General features: G+C 71.0%; 19 protein-coding genes. 9 read left to right on the top strand and 10 right to left on the bottom strand.

The features are described from left to right. Window positions 1-16 precede the first annotated feature (16 nt). The gene (locus R2B67_RS15170) at window positions 17-343 is read right to left on the bottom strand and encodes a DUF2530 domain-containing protein (protein WP_202591426.1); all 327 of its coding nucleotides are present in this window, start codon (window positions 341-343) and stop codon (window positions 17-19) included. 236 nt (window positions 344-579) lie between these two features. Here R2B67_RS15170 and R2B67_RS15165 point away from each other — a divergent pair, with 236 nt between their 5' ends. Then, window positions 580-2034: an NCS2 family permease gene (locus R2B67_RS15165; RefSeq protein ID WP_317818541.1), complete on the top strand. Its 1455-nt coding sequence runs from the start codon at window positions 580-582 to the stop codon at window positions 2032-2034. Here the strand turns inward: R2B67_RS15165 and R2B67_RS15160 are convergent. Then, the gene (locus R2B67_RS15160; RefSeq protein WP_317818539.1) at window positions 2027-2239 is read right to left on the bottom strand and encodes a ribbon-helix-helix protein, CopG family; all 213 of its coding nucleotides are present in this window, start codon (window positions 2237-2239) and stop codon (window positions 2027-2029) included. The two genes, R2B67_RS15165 and R2B67_RS15160, sit on opposite strands and share 8 nt — an antisense overlap. 134 nt (window positions 2240-2373) lie before the next feature. Here R2B67_RS15160 and R2B67_RS15155 point away from each other — a divergent pair, with 134 nt between their 5' ends. Then, entirely contained in the window at window positions 2374-2814 is a 441-nt protein-coding gene (locus R2B67_RS15155; protein WP_317818537.1) for a MarR family winged helix-turn-helix transcriptional regulator, read from the top strand. Window positions 2815-2990: 176 nt separating this feature from the next. Further along, on the top strand, window positions 2991-4325 hold the full coding sequence (locus R2B67_RS15150) for an MFS transporter (protein WP_317818535.1): 1335 nt from the start codon (window positions 2991-2993) through the stop codon (window positions 4323-4325). A gap of 74 nt (window positions 4326-4399) precedes the next feature. Here the strand turns inward: R2B67_RS15150 and R2B67_RS15145 are convergent, their stop codons facing one another. Both R2B67_RS15145 and R2B67_RS15140 read right to left on the bottom strand, forming a co-directional pair. Further along, window positions 4400-4981: a Uma2 family endonuclease gene (locus tag R2B67_RS15145; RefSeq protein WP_317818533.1), complete on the bottom strand. Its 582-nt coding sequence runs from the start codon at window positions 4979-4981 to the stop codon at window positions 4400-4402. Between the two features lie 89 nt (window positions 4982-5070). Beyond that, complete coding sequence (locus R2B67_RS15140) at window positions 5071-6129, bottom strand: EamA family transporter (RefSeq protein WP_237327235.1); 1059 nt, start codon at window positions 6127-6129, stop codon at window positions 5071-5073. A 189-nt stretch (window positions 6130-6318) separates the two neighbouring features. On the opposite strand from R2B67_RS15140, the gene R2B67_RS15135 reads away from it, so the two are divergent. Both R2B67_RS15135 and R2B67_RS15130 read left to right on the top strand, forming a co-directional pair. Further along, on the top strand, window positions 6319-6807 hold the full coding sequence (locus R2B67_RS15135) for a MarR family winged helix-turn-helix transcriptional regulator (protein ID WP_018510919.1): 489 nt from the start codon (window positions 6319-6321) through the stop codon (window positions 6805-6807). Window positions 6808-6883: 76 nt separating this feature from the next. Further along, the gene (locus R2B67_RS15130) at window positions 6884-7873 is read left to right on the top strand and encodes an aldo/keto reductase (protein WP_317818529.1); all 990 of its coding nucleotides are present in this window, start codon (window positions 6884-6886) and stop codon (window positions 7871-7873) included. A 119-nt stretch (window positions 7874-7992) separates the two neighbouring features. On the opposite strand, the gene pip is transcribed toward R2B67_RS15130, so the two are convergent. After that, window positions 7993-8961 carry a prolyl aminopeptidase gene (gene pip / locus R2B67_RS15125; RefSeq protein ID WP_317818527.1) on the bottom strand — a complete coding sequence of 323 codons (969 nt, stop codon included), beginning with the start codon at window positions 8959-8961 and terminating at the stop codon, window positions 7993-7995. A gap of 58 nt (window positions 8962-9019) precedes the next feature. Between pip and R2B67_RS15120 the strand changes: the two genes are divergently transcribed. Beyond that, window positions 9020-9511, top strand: a complete 492-nt coding sequence (locus tag R2B67_RS15120; protein WP_317818525.1) for a hypothetical protein — start codon at window positions 9020-9022, stop codon at window positions 9509-9511. A gap of 21 nt (window positions 9512-9532) precedes the next feature. On the opposite strand, the gene R2B67_RS15115 is transcribed toward R2B67_RS15120, so the two are convergent. Beyond that, complete coding sequence (locus R2B67_RS15115) at window positions 9533-11527, bottom strand: serine/threonine-protein kinase (protein ID WP_317818523.1); 1995 nt, start codon at window positions 11525-11527, stop codon at window positions 9533-9535. Between the two features lie 91 nt (window positions 11528-11618). Beyond that, complete coding sequence (locus R2B67_RS15110; protein ID WP_381073525.1) at window positions 11619-12500, bottom strand: SDR family oxidoreductase; 882 nt, start codon at window positions 12498-12500, stop codon at window positions 11619-11621. Window positions 12501-12735: 235 nt separating this feature from the next. Here R2B67_RS15110 and R2B67_RS15105 point away from each other — a divergent pair, with 235 nt between their 5' ends. Further along, window positions 12736-13494 carry an SDR family oxidoreductase gene (locus R2B67_RS15105; RefSeq protein ID WP_237327239.1) on the top strand — a complete coding sequence of 253 codons (759 nt, stop codon included), beginning with the start codon at window positions 12736-12738 and terminating at the stop codon, window positions 13492-13494. A gap of 57 nt (window positions 13495-13551) precedes the next feature. Then, the gene (locus R2B67_RS15100; protein ID WP_317818520.1) at window positions 13552-14448 is read left to right on the top strand and encodes a LysR family transcriptional regulator; all 897 of its coding nucleotides are present in this window, start codon (window positions 13552-13554) and stop codon (window positions 14446-14448) included. Here R2B67_RS15100 and R2B67_RS15095 read toward each other — a convergent pair. Together R2B67_RS15095 and R2B67_RS15090 are read right to left on the bottom strand one after the other, a co-directional pair. Continuing rightward, the gene (locus tag R2B67_RS15095; protein ID WP_317818518.1) at window positions 14408-14725 is read right to left on the bottom strand and encodes a hypothetical protein; all 318 of its coding nucleotides are present in this window, start codon (window positions 14723-14725) and stop codon (window positions 14408-14410) included. The genes R2B67_RS15100 and R2B67_RS15095 overlap by 41 nt on opposite strands. 108 nt (window positions 14726-14833) lie before the next feature. After that, window positions 14834-15655 (bottom strand): GAF domain-containing protein, encoded by an 822-nt coding sequence (locus R2B67_RS15090; RefSeq protein ID WP_317818516.1) that lies wholly within the window; start codon window positions 15653-15655, stop codon window positions 14834-14836. A gap of 229 nt (window positions 15656-15884) precedes the next feature. On the opposite strand from R2B67_RS15090, the gene R2B67_RS15085 reads away from it, so the two are divergent. Beyond that, the gene (locus R2B67_RS15085) at window positions 15885-16211 is read left to right on the top strand and encodes a nuclear transport factor 2-like protein (protein ID WP_317818514.1); all 327 of its coding nucleotides are present in this window, start codon (window positions 15885-15887) and stop codon (window positions 16209-16211) included. Between the two features lie 42 nt (window positions 16212-16253). Here R2B67_RS15085 and sigJ read toward each other — a convergent pair whose 3' ends face one another. After that, window positions 16254-17165 (bottom strand): RNA polymerase sigma factor SigJ, encoded by a 912-nt coding sequence (gene sigJ, locus R2B67_RS15080; protein WP_317818512.1) that lies wholly within the window; start codon window positions 17163-17165, stop codon window positions 16254-16256. Window positions 17166-17193: the final 28 nt, after the last annotated feature.

The raw sequence follows: 17193 nt of genomic DNA, 5'->3' as shown, positions 1-17193 counted from the left end.
AGACTCACCGGCAGCCTCAGGCGGTCCGGTCGGCCCGGGTGCTCGTGCCCAGCGCGCCGTCCGCCGCTTCGGCTCCCGCAGCGGCCTTGGCCTCCGCCTGGGCCGCGTGCCGCTTGAGGGCGGCGTCGCGCCCGCGGACGTACCAGATGCCGATCAGCCCGAGTCCGGCTCCGGCCAGCGGGGTCCACACCCACCAGGTGTGCCCGCGGTCGGCGAACCAGCCGTAGAAGGGGAGCTGGGCGAGGAAGAGGACGAACCACAGGATCGTGCCGCCGACGACGGTGGAGACGACGGGGCCCTCCAGGGGCTCGGGCGCCTCGTGCTTCGGTGTCCACTTCTCCATGCGTTCAGTGTATGGGCCCACCCGATCGGGGGTGCGCGGGCCGGTGGACCCGAGGCGCCACGCGGGTCTACGCGCGGAGATGGCGATCTTCGCCTTATATATTCATACTGAATCTGCTTTGGGCTGGCTCGATTTGTTCGTCTGAACATCCAATTTCGATCACCTTTTGCCCCTTTGCCCCCACTCCTCTGCCCCACTCCTCTGCCCCACTCCTCTACGTACGACTGAGGTCACCCATGCCCCCCTCGGCCACCGCTCCGGTCGACCCCCCGCAGCCCTCGGCACCGCAGCCCACGGGCGGCGTGGACCGGTTCTTCAAGATCTCCGAGCGGGGGTCGACCGTCGGGCGCGAACTCCGCGGCGGGTTCGCCACGTTCTTCGCGATGGCGTACATCATCGTGCTCAACCCGATCATCCTGGGCAGCGCGAAGGACATGTACGGCAACCAGCTCGACAACGGTCAGCTGGTCACCGCCACCGTCCTCTCCGCCGCCTTCTCCACGCTCCTGATGGGCGTCATCGGCAACGTGCCGATCGCGCTCGCGGCCGGGCTGGGCGTCAACACCGTCGTCGCCCTCCAGCTCGCCCCCCGGATGAGCTGGCCGGACGCGATGGGCATGGTCGTCCTCGCGGGCATCGTGGTCATGCTGCTGGTCGCGACCGGGCTGCGGGAACGCGTGATGAACGCCGTACCGCGCTCGCTCCGCAAGGGCATCGCGATCGGCATCGGCCTCTTCATCCTGCTGATCGGCCTGGTCGACTCCGGCTTCGTCTCGCGCATCCCGGACGCCGCCATGACCACCGTGCCGCTCCAGCTCGGCGGCGACGGCCACCTCACCGGCTGGCCCATCCTGGTCTTCGTGCTCGGTGCGCTGCTCACGCTGGCGCTGATCGTGCGCAAGGTGCCCGGCGCGATCCTGATCTCGATCATCGCCATGACGGTGGTCGCCCTGGTCATCGACGCCGTGGCCGGGCTGCCCGAGGGCGCCTGGGGCCTGACGACGCCCGCGTGGCCGGGCAACCCGGTCTCCGCGCCGGACTTCGGTCTGCTGGGTGAGGTCAGCCTCTTCGGCGGCTTCGGGAAGGTCGGTCTGCTGACCGGCATCCTCTTCGTCTTCACCGTGCTGCTGTCCTGCTTCTTCGACGCGATGGGCACCATCCTGGGCGTCGGCGACGAGGCCAAGCTGATGGACGAGAACGGCAACTTCCCCGGCATCAACAAGGTGCTGCTGGTGGACGGCATCGCGGTCGCCTCGGGCGGGGCGACCTCCGCCTCCGCCACCACCTGCTTCGTGGAGTCCACCGCGGGCGTCGGCGAGGGCGCCCGCACCGGACTGGCGAGCGTGGTGACCGGTCTGCTCTTCTCGGTGGCGCTCTTCCTCACACCGCTGGCGACCATGGTCCCGTCGCAGGCGGCCACGCCCGCCCTGCTGGCGGTCGGCTTCCTGATCATCGCGGGGTCCGTACGGGACATCGACTGGAGCGACTACACGCTCGCGGTCCCGGCGTTCCTGGCGATGGTGATGATGCCGTTCACGTACTCGATCACCAACGGCATCGGCATCGGCTTCATCGCCTTCTCCGTGCTGCGGCTGGCGGCGGGCCGGGGCCGTGAGGTCCCGATCGCGATGTACGTGGTGTCGGCGGTCTTCGTCTTCTACTACGCGATGCCGGCGCTCGGCCTCACGTGATCGGGTCTCCGGTCACCTTCGGGCCCGTCGGCCCGTAGAACTTCTCCGTCTCGTCGACGGCCGCCTTGAAGCGTTCGTCGAAGTCGTCGCGAATGAGCGTCCGGACCACATAGTCCTGGACGCTCATTCCGCGTTTGGCGGCGTGCTCCCGGAGCCGGTCGAGCAGCTCACCGTCTATCCGCAGGCTGAGTACTGTCGATCCCATACCGAGCAGGGTCGCCGCCCGGGGGCGCTTTTCGCGTCACTTTCCGCTCCCGACTCACTCGTTCGGGTGAGCTGTTTCTCGCGCGCGTACCATCGAGTGGTATTTAGTTTGGGTAATGAGTTACGCTAACAAACATGCCTGACCTGATCCACGGTGGCGACAGTGCCGCCGCCGTGAGCTCCCTCCGCTCCGCCGTGATGCTGCTGGGCCGGCGCCTGAAGCACCAGCGTGTCGACGAATCGCTGAGCCCGACCGAGATGTCGGTGCTCGGCACCCTTGCCCGCTGCGGCTCGGCCACCCCCGGCGAGCTGGCCCGCAAGGAGCACGTGCAGCCTCCGTCGATGACCCGCATCGTCGCGCTGCTGGAAGCGAAGGGACTCGTCAGGCTGGAACCGCACCCCGATGACCGTCGGCAGAAGATGGTCAGCCAGACCGAGCAGGCCGAGGCCATGCTCGCGGAGAGCCGCACCAAGCGGAACGCCTGGCTGGCCCAGCTCGCCGAGGGCCTGGACGAGGACGAGTGGGAGACGCTGCGGGCCGCCGCGCCCGTGCTGGAGAAGCTCGCCCACCTGTGACCCCGCGGGCGCGACGGCGGTGACGCCGTCCCCGTACCGGATGAGACAGCCGGTCCGGGGAAGGCGATCGCAGCCGGGACCGGCACACCGCCGGCCCCGGATGATCACCGCCGGAGCGCCCGTCGTCACGTCCTCGTCGGACCGCACGCCGCAGACGCCTGAGGAGATGAACCCTTTTGAGTACGGGATCCGGAGCAGACTCCGCCCCCGCACCGACTTCCACCCACGAGAGCACGACCGGCGGGACCTTCTCGTCGCTGAAGATCCGTAACTACCGCCTGTTCGCCACGGGCGCCGTGATCTCCAACACCGGTACCTGGATGTCCCGCATCACGCAGGACTGGCTCGTCCTGAGCCTGACGGGTTCCGCGACGGCCGTAGGCATCACCACGGCCCTCCAGTTCCTTCCGATGCTGCTCTTCGGCCTGTACGGCGGCGTCATCGCCGACCGCCTCCCGAAGCGGCAGATCCTGCTCGTCAGCCAGGCCATGCTCGGCCTGTGCGGTATCGCGCTGGCCGTCCTGACCCTCTCCGGCGTCGTCGAGGTCTGGCACGTCTATCTGGTCGCCTTCCTCCTCGGCATGGTGACCGTCGTCGACAACCCGGCCCGTCAGTCGTTCGTCTCCGAGATGGTCGGCCCCGCGCAGCTCCGCAACGCGGTCAGCCTGAACTCGGCGAACTTCCAGTCCGCCCGGCTCATCGGCCCCGCCGTCGCGGGTGTCCTGATCACCACGGTCGGCAGCGGCTGGGCGTTCCTGCTCAACGGCCTCTCCTTCCTGGCCCCGCTCATCGGCCTGCTGATGATGCGGACGAGCGAACTGCACGCCTCGGTACGGGTCCGCCGCGCCAAGGGCCAGCTGCGCGAAGGACTGAGTTACGTCCGGGGCCGCCCCGAGCTGATCTGGCCGATCGTCCTGGTCGGCTTCGTCGGCACGTTCGGCTTCAACTTCCCGATCTGGCTGACCGCCTACGCCGACGAGATCTTCGACGGCGGCGCGGGTATGTACTCGTTCTTCAACATCCTGATGGCCGCCGGTTCGCTGGCCGGCGCGCTGCTCTCGGCCCGCCGCCGCTCCACGCGGCTGCGGATGCTGGTGGCGGCGGGCACGGCGTTCGGGCTGCTGGAGATCGCCGCCTCGCTCTCCCCGAACGTCTGGCTCTTCTCGATCCTGCTGGTCCCGATCGGCATGCTCGGCCTGACGACGAACATCACCGCGAACACGAGCGTCCAGATGGCCGCCGACCCCGAGATGCGGGGCCGGGTGATGAGCCTGTACATGATGGTCTTCGCCGGGGGTACGCCGGTGGGCGCCCCGATCGTCGGCTGGATCAGCGACACGTACGGCGCACGCATCGGCTTCGCGTCCGGCGGCGCGATCTCGGTGATCGCCGCCCTGGCCGTCGGCTTCGCCCTCGCCCGCGTCGGCGGCCTCCGCCTGAAGGTCGACCTCCGCCCGGGCCGGCCGCACGTCCGCTTCGTACCGCGCGAGCAGCTGGCGACGGCCGCGTAGAGACACGCGAAAGGCGCCCTCCCCCGGAGCGATCGTGGGAGGGCGCCTTTCGTGTGTCCGGGCGTGTGTCCGGGTCAGTCGCGGGGGAAGGCGTCGGTCTTCAGGACCAGGTCCATGGAGGTGCCGGTGAGATCGACGTCGAGGCCGAAGTCGACGACGAGCTTCTTGTGGTAGCCGCCGTCCTTCGGCTCCGAGTGGAGGAGGCAGCGCCCCACGTACGGGTCGACGATGAGGAACACGGGGACGCCGGCGGCCGCGTAGGCGTCCTTCTTGGGCCCGTAGTCGGCTGCGGCCGTGCCCTTGGAGATGACCTCGGCCACGAACTCGGCATGCTCGGGGAGCCAGCGGCCATGGCTGTTCTTGGCCGCCTTGTCGAAAAGCTTGATCAGGTCCGGGGCGAAGCCGTTGCCTTCGCCGAAGTCGATGCGTACGTCCGAAAGCAGCCGGTCCTCCGCGAACCGGGGCAGCAGCTGCTTGATGATGGCCAGAATGATCCGCCAATGCGTGTCCCGCTGCGGCGACATGTGAACGGTCCCCTCGACGATCTCGACCTTGAATCCCTCGGGGGTGGGCTCAAGCCACTCGAACATCTCGTCCAGAGTCAGCTCGTCGCTGATGTCGGCCATGTCGATCCTGTCGGTGTCTACGACGGTCATCGTGCCGCTCCTCCCCGCTGCCGCACGGGCGTGCGGGCAGCCGCGTAGGACAACGATAGGCCCGGGTGTTCGGACACGCCCGGACTTGCTTACGCCGACCCGGGCCCGGGAGGTGGTACGGGCCTGGGCGCGGGGACGGTGGGGGGTGCGGTTAGGCTCGAAGGGTGGACCCCAAGACCAGAAACCGCATCATGGCGGCCGTGCTCGTGCTCATGTTCCTCGTCGTCGCCGTGGCGGCCGCCTTCGGCGCCTGAGGCGGGCGGCGTGCCCGGCGGCGTACCGGGCGGTTCCCCCGCGCCGCGCTGAGCCAGCACCACCGCGCCGACGACCCCCGCCGCGCCCAGGAGCTGGAGCGGCCCCAGGGTCTGCCCCATGAAGAGGTAGCCCAGGACCGTGGCGCACAGGGGCGACGCGAACGACAGGAACGAGGCGGCGAGGGCGGGCAGCCGCGCTATGCCGTTGAACCAGACGACGTACGCGAGCAGCGCCCCGATGATGCCCAGGTAGGCGAAGCCGCCGACGTTGGTCCAGGTCAGGCGTTCCGGGAGCGGTTCGCCGAGCAGCGTGACGGGGAGCAGGACCAGGCCGCCGACGGTGAGCTGCCAGCCGGTGAAGGCCAGCAGTGAGACCCCTTCGGGGCGTCCCCAGCGCTTGGTCAGCACGATGCCCGACGCCATGCACGCGGCCCCCAGGAGCCCCGCCAGCACGCCGACGCCGTCCAGGCCGGCCTGCGGCTGGAGGACCAGCAGCGCGACGCCCGCGGCGGCGAGTGCGCAGGCGCCGATGTGCAGGAGGCGTATCCGGGCGCCGAGCAGGACGGCCCCGAGGAGCAGCACGATCATCGGCTGGACGGTCATCACGAGGGCCGCCACCCCGCCCGGCAGGTGGTAGGCGGCGAGGAAGAGGAAGTAGAAGAAGGCGCCGATGTTGAGGACGCCGAGCACGGTCGCCCGCACCCACCAGATGCCCCGGGGCAGGACGCGGGTCAGCAGGAGCAGGATCAGCCCGGCGGGCAGGGCGCGCAGGGTGGAGGCGAGCAGGGGCCGGTCGGGCGGCAGGAACTCGGTGGTGACCAGGTAGGTGGAGCCCCAGACGGCGGGGGCGAGGGCGGTGAGCAGGGAGATCCTGACCAGGCGTCGGTCGGTCATCTCAGCGAATCATTCGACGTCGAACTATCTCTCATGGAAGGGAAAAGTAGGGCAGCGAGTAGGCTGACGTCAAACAGTTCGACGTGGAAGTATCTGGAGCGTCCAGAGCATCCGGAGCGTGCAGAACGTCCAGAGCATCCAGAGCGTCCGGTGCGGATGAGGCCGGGAGATGAACGAAGTGGGGCCCGCATGCGCGACTCGGTCGACGATTTCCTGGACCAGTGGGCCGCCCTGCGGTCCGATCTGGATCTGGAGGCCATGGGCGCGGTGGGCAGGCTCCTGCGGCTGACCCGGCTCGTGGACAAGGAGGTCGGCCGCTACTTCGCCGAACACGGCATGGAGCGCTGGGAGTTCGACGTCCTCGCCACCCTCCGCCGCAGCGACCGCCCGCTCACCCCCAAGGAGCTCGCCGCCAACGTCATGGTCAGCTCCGCCGCGCTGACCAACCGGATCGACCGGCTGGCCGCCCGCGGCCTGGTGGCCCGGGAAGCGGTGCCCGGCGACCGGCGCAGCCTGCACGTCACGCTCACCGACGCCGGGCGGGCGCTCGTCGACAGCACTGTGGAGGGCCATGTGCGCAACGAGCGCAGGATGCTCGCCGAGCTGGACGCGGAGGACTGCGAGGAGCTCAACCGGCTGCTGCGCACGCTGGTGAACACGCTGGAGGGCGGCCGCTGAGGACGACCGACGGCCGAGAACTCTCCGTCGGCACATGCTTGCCTGGAGTGGACTCGAAGGAGTTGGCTGGGGCGTCATGAAGTACACACAGCTCGGACGCACCGGACTCAAGGTCAGCCGACTCGTGCTGGGGACGATGAATTTCGGCCCGCAGACCAACGAGTCGGACAGCCACGCGATCATGGACGCCGCGCTCGGCGCGGGCCTGAACTTCTTCGACACGGCCAACGTCTACGGCTGGGGTGAGAACAAGGGGCGCACCGAGGAGATCCTCGGCACCTGGTTCGCCCAGGGCGGCGGCCGGCGCGACAAGGTGGTCCTGGCCACCAAGATGTACGGGAACATGGCTCCCGAGGGCGATGCCTGGCCCAACCACGACAAGCTCTCCGCCGTGAACATCCGGCGGGCGGTCGACGCCTCGCTCAAGCGGCTCCAGACGGACCACATCGACGTCTACCAGTTCCACCACATCGACCGGAACACCCCGTTCGAGGAGATCTGGCAGGCCATCGACGTCCTGGTCCAGCAGGGCAAGATCCTGTACGCGGGCTCCTCGAACTTCCCCGGCTACAAGATCGCCCAGGCCAACGAGCAGGCGACCCGGCGCGGTTCGCTCGGCCTCGTCAGCGAGCAGTGCCTCTACAACCTCGCCGAGCGCCGCGCCGAGATGGAGGTCATCCCGGCCGCGCAGGACTACGGCGTCGGCGTCATCCCCTGGTCCCCGCTCCAGGGCGGTCTGCTGGGCGGCGTCATCAAGAGGGAGGCCAAGGACGGCCGCCGCGCCTCGGGCCGCTCGGCCGACGCCCTGGCCAACAGCACGGTCCGCGCCCAGATCCAGGCGTACGAGGACCTGCTGGAGAAGCACGGCCTGGAGCCCGGTGAAGCGGCCCTGGCCTGGCTGCTGACCCGCCCCGGCATCACGGGCCCGATCGTCGGCCCGCGCACCGCCGAGCAGCTGGAAAGCGCCCTGCGCGCCCTGGAGCTGGAACTCCCGGAGGCGGTCCTGACCGGCCTGGACGAGATCTTCCCGGGCCCGGGCCCGTCGCCGGAGGCCTTCGCCTGGTGACGAGCCCGGTGATGCGCCCGGTGACGAGCCCGGTGATGCGTCCGGTGATGCGCCTCGTGTCGTGAGTCGATCGGCCGCCGCCACCCTGGGTGGGGCGGCGGCCGATCGCCCGGTCCCGGCTACGTCGCGAACCGGTCCAGCGCCGCCAGCACCGCCCGCCGGGTCGCGGGCCCGCCCAGGTGTCCCGCATCGTCGATGACGGTCAACTCGGCCTCCGGCCAGGCCCGGTCGAGCTCCCAGGCGGTGATCAGGGGCCCGCCGAGGTCGAAGCGGCCGTGGATGAGGACGGCGGGGATGCCGGCCAGGCGGTGGGCCTCGTCGATGAGCTGGTTCTCCCGCAGCCAGGCGCCGTGGGAGAAGTAGTGGGAGCAGATCCGGACGAGCGCCTGCTGGGCAGGGCCCGGGCGGCTGCTGTACGGGGCCGGGCCCGGGTTCGTCTCCAGGGAGAGGACCGCGTCTTCCCACGCGCACCAGGCGGCGGTGGCCCGCTCCCGCACATCCGGGTCGGGGCTCTCCATCCGGCGGGCATAGGCGGCGATCACCTCGCCGGCGTCCGTGGCTTCGGGGACCGCCTCGCGGAAGGTGTGCCAGGCCTCGGGGAAGATCTGGCCCGCGCCCCGGTAGAGCCAGTCGATCTCGCTGCGCCGGGTCGTGGTGACCGCGGCGATGACGGCCTCCGTGACCCGCTCCGGGTGTGCCTGCGCGTACGCCAGGATCAGCGTGGAGCCCCAGGAACCCCCGTACAGAAGCCAGTTGTCGATGGAGAGGTGCTCCCGCAGGCGTTCCATGTCGGCGATGAGGTGGTGCGTGGTGTTGTGCCGCAGGCCGGTCGCCGGGTCGCTCGCGTGCGGGGTCGAGCGGCCGCAGCCCCGCTGGTCGAAGAGGACGACGCGGTAGCGCTCCGGGTCGAAGTACTGCCGGGCACGCGGCGTACACCCGGACCCGGGCCCGCCGTGGACCACGAGGGCCGGCTTGCCGTCCGGGTTCCCGCACACCTCCCAGTACACGAGGTTGCCGTCACCGACGTCCAGCATGCCGCTGTCGTACGGCTCGATCGGCGGGTACAGCTCGTCGGGTCCGCGGTGCATGCCCGTGCCTCCTTCTGGTGAGCGGGCCACCCTACGGCAGCGGCGTACCCTTGCCGCCGTGAACGCGACTCCCCGGGTCCTCGCCGTACTGGACGACATCCTCGCCTCCGCCGACCCCGGCGAGCGCGGGGCGTTGTGGCATCTCGCCGAGCCGGGGAGGGAGCTGGACGCCAATCTCGTGCGTCTGCCGGGCGGTGCTGAGGTCGGGGAGCATCAGGAGGACGTGCTCGATGTGCTCCTGGTCGTGCTGGAGGGCGGGGGGCTCGTGCGGACGGCGGGCGGGGAGCTGGACCTGCGTCCGCGCACCGTGCTCTGGCTGCCCCGGACTTCCCGCCGCGCCCTGGTCGCGGGGGCGGGCGGGCTCACGTATCTCACCGTCCACCGCCGACGGCCCGGGCTCGCCATCAAGGCGCCGAGCGCGGAGTCCGCGTACGAGGGTGGCGAAGGGCCCTGCATGCTGGACCGGGTCTGTCCGGAGTGCGGGCGGCTCTCCGAGGACCCCGCGCCGGTCTTCTGCAGCCGGTGCGGGGAGCGGTTTCCGGAGCGGTGAGGTCCCGGACGCCCGAAGGGCTCAGTACCCCTCGCACTCCGTCAGGTCCGGCCGTCCCGGCGGGGTCCTGCTGTCCATCAGGGCCGCCAGGTTCTTCTCGTACATGTCCTCCCAGACCTTGCCGCCCAGGATCTTCCGCAGCGCCGAGCACACCTCGCGCTTCAGGCCCGTGGAGCCGGGGCGCATCGCCACGCCGTAGCCCTCCGCGCCCTGGATGTTCTCCAGGCGCCGCACCTTGCCCGGGTTCGCCTTCGCGTAGCCCGCGAGGATGATGTCGTCCGAGGCCACCGCGTAGACGTCCGACGTCACGTCCAGCAGCTTGTCCAGGCAGTCCTGGTAGGTGTTGGGCTGCGACTCCGTCATCGTGAAGCCCCGTTTCGGCAGCTCCGTCTCGTACGTCGAATCCCTCGCCGTGCACACCTCGACGCCCAGGCGGCGCAGGTCGCTGGAGTCGTCGATCGTGTACTTGCTGGACTTCTGGCGGACCAGGAAGCTCCGGCTCGCCTCGTAGTACGGGCCCGCGAAGTCGACGCTGTCCCCGCCGGGTGACGCGCTCTTGCGTTCGGGCGTGATGCTGTACGAGGCGATGACGAGGTCCACGCCCTTCGTCCGGAGGGCGGTGCTCCGGTAGTCGGTCGGGACCGTGGTGAAGGCGACCTCGTCCCGGTCGTACCCCAGGTGCCCGGCGATTGCGTAGGCCAGGTCGATGTCGTAACCGGCGTACGTCTTCGTCTTTCTGTCGTACTTGCTCAGGCCCGGCTGGTCGTCCTTGACGCCGATCTTGAGGAGGGGGTTGGCGGCCTTCCACTTCTCCGTCCCGGTGCTGCCGCCGCCCTGGCCGCCCGAACCCGCGGTCGTGGTGCCGCTCTTGCCCGTGCTGTCGTCGCCGACGCCCTGCGCGACCAGCCAGCCCGCCGTACCCAGCAGGGCCAGGCACAGCACCGCCGTCGCCGCCTTCAGCCAGGGGCGGCGCCGCGCCAGGTGGTCGTCGGCCGCCCGGGGCGCCGCGACGGGTGGGCCGGGAGGCTCGCGGTCGGGCGCCGGTTCGGTCACCGCCGTCGGTGGGTGGGTCGCCGCGCCGGGCACGGTGGTGTTCCGGGCGAGCGGGGCGCCCAGCACCTCCCGCAGCATCGCCTCCGCCGCCGCCGCGTCCAGGCGTTCGTGCGGGTCCGGGAAGAGGAGGCCCTGGATCACCGGGGCGAGCGGTCCGGCGTACCGGAGGGCAGGGTCGGGGGACTGCCGGATGTTCTCCTGGACCTCCCACACCTCGCCGCCGGCGAACGGGACCCTGCCCTCGACCATCTCGTACAGCGTGATGCCCAATGCCCACAGGTCGGAGGCGGGGGCGGGGCCGGGGGAGCCGGGCGTGAAGAGTTCGGGCGCCAGGTACGGGGGCGTGCCGATCACGCTGCCGGACCGGGTCACCTGGGCGGCACCCTCGAACGTGGCGATCCCGAAGTCGACCAGGATCGCCGTCCCGTCCTCCCGCACCAGCACGTTGGCCGGCTTCACATCGCGGTGGACGACCGAGGCCGCGTGCACCGCCCGCAGGCCCTGGAGGATCTGGAGGCCGATGTCCGCCGCCCTGGGGACGGCAAGCACCCGCTCGGACCGCAACAGGTCCGCCAGGGACCTGGCTTCGAGGAGCTTCATGACGATCCAGACCTGGTTGTCGGTCTCGACCTGGTCGTGGACGGTCACCACGTTCGGGTGCTCGATCTTGGCGATCGCCTCCGCCTCCCGGCGGGCCCGCTGCATCGCGGCGGCCTGGGTTCCGGCGGTCATCGCGTTCCGGTCGAGCAGACCCTTCACGGCGACGAAGCGGCGCAGCCGCCGGTCGTGGGCCCGCCACACCTCGCCCATGCCGCCGCTGCCGATCGGCTCCAGCAGCTCGTAGCGGCCTTCGATCACCACCTGCGGGCGGCCGTCGTGGCCGTGGCCGTGTTCCGGGGAGGATTCGTCGTCCGCCGGGCCGCCGCCCCCGTACCCGGCTCCGGACCTGTCTTCGCCTTGCATGCGACCCCCTGTGCACTACACGGACCAGGCAAACAGTAGACGTTCCGGCAGGACTCGACAGGGTTGCGGGGCATGGCGTTCCCGGGCGCGCTCAGGGCGCCGCGCCGCCGTTGCTCTTCAGCAACTGCCCGTTGACCCACTGGCCTTGTGGCGAGCACAGGAAGTCCACCAGGTGTGCGGTGTCCTGCGGAGTGCCGAGGCGGCCCAGCGGGGTGCCCTGGGTGAGGGCTTCGCGCAGCTCGTCGTTCATCCAACCGGTGTCCACCGGGCCGGGGTTGACGACGTTGGCGGTCACCCCGAGGTGGGCCAGTTCGTGGGCGGCGGCCAGGGTGATGCGGTCCAGGGCGCCCTTGCTCGCGCCGTAGGGCAGGTTGCCCACGGTGTGGTCGCTGGTGAGCGCGACGATGCGGCCCGCGCCCGTGCCGGTGCCCGCGCCCGCACCCGTGCCCGCACCCGGCTCGCCGGGCTTGCTGCCGGGCTCGCCGCGGAAGCGGAGCCCGTACTCGCGGATCAGCAGCCAGCTGGCCCGCGTGTTCACGGCGAAGTGCCGGTCGAACGCCTCCACGGTGGTGTCCAGGAGCCCCGAGTCCACCGACTCCGCGTGCGAGAGGACGAGCGCGGTGACCGGGCCGAGGCGCTGCTCCGCCTCGTCGAAGATGCGGATGGGGGCGTCGGGGCCGGTCAGGTCCGCCTCGATCGCCGCCGTACGGGCTCCGGCCGCCTCCAGCTCCCGCGCGATGGACGCGGCGGCGCCGTCCTCGGCGCCCCACTCCATGCGCCGGTCGTACGGCGTCCAGTAGGTGAAGGCGATGTCCCAGCCGGAGGCCGCGAGCTGCCGGGCGATGCCCGCGCCGATCCCGATGGAGCGCCCGACCCCGGTGATGAGGGCGACCGGGCGGGCCGGTGCGGCGGCCTGTGCCGTGGCCGGTTCCGGGGCCGCCTGCTCGTGCGAGGCCGAGGGCTGTTCGTTGATCGTCACGGGCCGATCCTTCGTGACCCGTACGCGTACGTCAACGACTTTCCCGGCCGCCGCTCCGGCCCCTTCACGCCACCGCTGACCTGCGGTGACCCATCTTCCTGGTGGGCCGACGCGATCTTTGTGTTTCCCCCGGCCCCGGGGGCGCTCCTAGCGTGGACGACGGAAACTGCACCGAACGCCCACCAACGCCGCATACCGACAGATGCGGCCGGAGAGAGGGACCGTCACCATGAGCGAGCAGCAGCTGCTGAACGGGAAGACCGCGGTCGTCGCCGGAGGGGCCAAGAACCTCGGCGGCCTCATCAGCCGGACCCTGGCCGAGGCCGGGGCCAACGTGGTCGTGCACTACCACGGCGAGAACACGGCAGCCGATGCCGAGAAGACGGCGGAGGCGGTACGCGGCACGGGCGCCCAGGCCCTCGTCGTACGGGAGGACCTGACCCGCGTCGAGGGCGTCCGCAGCCTCTTCGACCAGGCGCTCGACGCCTTCGGCGGGGTGGACGTGGCCGTGAACACCACCGGCATGGTGCTCCGCAAGCCGATCGGGGAGACGACCGAGGAGGAGTACGACCGCATGTTCGCGATCAACTCCAAGGCAGCGTACTTCTTCCTCCAGGAGGCCGGCGCCCGGCTCAACGACGGTGGCCGCATCGTCAGCCTGGTGACCTCCCTGCTCGCCGCCTTCACCGACGGGTACGCCACCTACGCGGGCGCCAAGGCCCCGCTGGAGCACTTCACCCGGGCGGCGGCCAAGGAGTTCGCCCCGCGCGGGATCGCCGTGAACAATGTGGCCCCGGGGCCGATGGACACGCCGTTCTTCTACCCGCAGGAGACGCCGGAGCGCGTGGAGTTCCACAAGTCGCAGGCGATGGGCGGGCGGCTGACGGAGATCGAGGACATCGCGCCGCTGGTGAAGTTCCTGGTCACCGAGGGCGGCTGGATCACCGGCCAGACGATCTTCGCCAACGGCGGCTACACGGTCCGCTGACCCCCTGTTCGGACGTACGGGAGGCCGTCTTCAGGCATACGGGAGGGAAGGGACCGCGTGACTCTGGACCTGCACAAGCTGGAACATCTCGTCGCCGTCGCCGAGGAGGGCGGGTTCACCCGGGCGGCCGAGCGGCTGCACCTCAGCCAGCAGGCGCTGAGCACCTCGATCCGCACCCTTGAGCGGTACGTCGGCGTCCAGCTCCTGGACCGGGGCCACCAGCACGTCACCCCCACCCCCGCCGGGCAGGCCCTCATCGACGACGCCCGCGCGCTCCAGGCCCAGGCCCACGCCGCCCTGGAGCGCGCCCGGCGCATCGGCCGGGGCCAGGCCGGGCACCTGCGCATCGGCCACACCCCGGCGGTCACGGCGGAGGAGGTGGTGGAGCTGCTGACCCGGGCCCGTACGGAGGAGCAGGGCATCCAGGCCCAGGTGCGCCAGCTCTTCCCCGACGAGCTGCGCGACCAACTCCTCACGGGCGCCTGCGACCTGGGGCTCAGCCGGTCCATGCCCGCCGACACCGGCCTCACCCGCGCCCGGATCGCCGAACACCGCCTCCGCGTCGCCGTCCCCGCCGGCCACCCGCTCGCCGCGCGCCCCGCGGTGGCCCTGGCCGACCTGCGCGGGGAGCCGCTCACGGTGTGGGGCGAGTCCGGCTCGTCCGCGTACACGGACCTCCTGGTCGGCCTGTGCCGCCAGGCGGGCGTGGAACCCGACACCCAGCGGAACCCGGTGCAGGGCACGCCGCCCATCACCGCCGTCACCGCGACGGGCCGCCTCGCCTTCGTCACCACGCCCCCGGGACCGGCGGCGGGCGGTGCGGCGTACGTCGTCGACCTGGACCCGCCGGTCCACGTACCGGTCCACGCGCTGTGGCCCGCGCACACGACGTGCCGGGAACGGGACGTCTTCCTCAGCCGGGCGGGAGATTTCCCGGGGGGCGCGGCGGCGTGACGATTCCTTCGCGGGGGGCCCGGCGGGCCTCGAGCCCGAAGTACACTCCGGTGAACAGCGCCGGGAGCACCAGGCCCACCGGGGCCAGGACCCACCAGCCGAACCCCATGAGGACGAAGGCCAGGGCGATGGAGCCGAACACTCCCGCCGCCACTGTGGAGACGGTCAGGTGGGACAGGGCGCGTTCACGGGGTCGGGCCAGTTCGGCCTGGATCCGGGAACGGGCCTGGTCGAGTGCTCGGCGCCGGGCGTACTCACGGTGCCGCAGGATTTCCATCGCATCCTCGGGAACACCCTCGATGTGCCTCGGCATAGGGGGGTAGGGGTCCTCCGGCTCGCGCGTGCGTCTGCGCCATCTGTTCAGACCCGCCACGGGACGGCCTCCTTACCTGAGCGCGTAGGCCGCGGCAAGCACGTTGGCCAGGGACTGCATGAGGGAAACGTGCGCGTCGATGAAGTCGGAGAACGCGGGCGCGTCCACGGCCAGGACGCCGATCTTCCGCGCCCCGTGGATGACGGGTACGGCTATGACCGCCTCGTACCCCGTACCCGGCGGGATCAGGTAGGACTGAGTCACCTGCGTCCCGTCGATCCGGAACGGCTTTCCGCTGCCGCCGAGGATCTCGTTCTTCATATGGGCGGCGCCCACGGGGTCGATGACCTGGCGGGGCGGCCGGTTCCCGGGGTGGTCGGCCTCCTTGGTGAAGGTGTCCGCGACCGGGTCGTAGAGGTAGAAGGTGCACCGGGCGCGCGGGATGTACGCCGGGCCGATGGGGGGAGCGGTGAGGTCGACCGCGCTCGTCAGGACGCGTGTGAGCACCTCCTTGCGGTGCTGATCGAGGTCGGCGAGGGTCTGGGCGGGCGGGGCCGGGGGCAGCGGGGCCGCCGCCGTGTAGAGGGTGGTCAGCTCCTTGAGCGTCCTGCTCAGCGGGAGCAGCGTCGTCGAATACAACTGGGCCATGTCCGCCTCCGCGCGGATGGCCCGCTCCTCCGCCCGCTTCCGGCTCTTCTCGACGAGCCCCTTCTCCAGGTGGGTGATCACGACCACCCCGAAGGCCGAGGCGCCGGCGAAGAACGCCAGGCCGAGTTTCTCGCGTCCCTCCGTACCGTCGGCCCACACCGAAACCACAGCCACGGATACACCGAGCACCGCCGAGAAGAGCAGGAACAGGTAGTGAACGCCGCGTGCGGCCAACCATTGGTTCATCCGGTCTGTACCACCGCGTGCCACCCCGTTTCCTTTGTACGCACTCGTGCTCCTGTACGCACTCGTGCTCCCTCATCCTCCCCGAACGGAGTAGTGGACGGCAGGCGTTACGCGAGACAGGCCGGGTTCGACATGCGGTGATGGGCCCGTCGACAGAGACTCGGCCTCGACAGCACCCCCCCGGGTGAGCCCTGTGGACCCAGCTCGGGAAGTACTCAGGAGGAACACCATGGCCACATCGATCAGCGACCCAGTGGTGGAGAGGTTCGTCGCCGCCGTCAACGCGGGGGACGAGAGCGCCTTCACCGCCGTCCTCACGGAGGACGCCACGATGTCCGACGACGGCAGCGAACGGGATCTGGCCGCCTGGACGGAGAAGGAGATCTTCTCCCCGAGGGCGAACGGCCGCATGAATGTTGTCGACGCCTCGGACGACGGCCGTACCCTCGTCGTCGACTACACCAACGACACATGGGGCACGATGCGGACGCGCTGGTCCTTCACGGTCACCGGCGACCGCATCAGCCGCTTCGAGACGGGCCAGGCCCCGGCCTGAGGGCAATGGCCCGCCCTTGAAGAGTGCTCCTCGAACGCACACTCACCCGGCCCGCAGCCACGGCCCCAGCTTCTCCGGGTTGCGAACCACCCAGATCCGGGCGACCCGGCCGTCGTCGGCGAGCTCGAACGAGGCCACGGTCATCACCGAGCCGTCCCGCCGGGCCACCAGCCCCGGCACCCCGTTGACCGACCGCTCCAGAAGCTCCAGCCCCGGGGCCTTGTCGGCGATGGCGACCATGTACTGGGCGATGCGCGCGCCGCCCTCGACCGGCCGCAGGACCGTACCGACCAGCCCTCCGCCGTCGGCGGTCATCACGGCGGCCGGGTCGAGGAGGTCGACGAGGGCGGCGATGTCCTTGCTCTCCCACGCCTCCTTGACCCGCCGCACGGCTTCGGCCTGCCCGGCTCCCGCTGCCGGAGCCCGCGAACCGCGCGCCCGCCGCCGGGCGGAGGCCGCGAGCTGTTTGCAGGCCGCGGGGGCCCGGCCGAGGACGTCGGCGATCTCGGCGAAGGGGTAGCGGAAGACGTCGTGCAGGACGAACGCCACCCGCTCGGCGGGCGTCATCGACTCCAGTACGACGAGGAAGGCCATGGTCACCGACTCGTCCAGGACCACCTGGTGGGCGGGGTCCGTGGCACCCTCTTCCCGTGCGAACCCCCACTCGGCGCGGTCGGGCACCGGCTCGGGCAGCCACGCGCCGACATACCGCTCCCGCCGGGCCCGCGCCGAGCCGAGCACGTCGAGACAGATGCGGCCGGTCACCGTCGTCAGCCAGGCACCGGGGGAGCGGACCTCGTCCCGCCGGCCGCGCGGCAACGCGTACCAGCGCGCGTAGGCCTCCTGTACGGCGTCCTCGGCCTCGGCCAGTGACCCGAGCAACCGGTAGGCGACATTGATGAGTTGCCGCCGCTCAGCGGCTATCGCCCCGGCGCCCGCCCCAGCTTCCCCCATGCTCGGCCATCCCCCCGCCTTACCTTTC

It is taken from the genome of Streptomyces cyaneofuscatus (genome assembly GCF_033109485.1).
Taxonomy (GTDB): Bacteria; Actinomycetota; Actinomycetes; order Streptomycetales; family Streptomycetaceae; genus Streptomyces; species Streptomyces cyaneofuscatus.
Note: the sequence above shows the minus strand (reverse complement) of the source record. Positions and strands in the feature narration are given on the sequence as shown.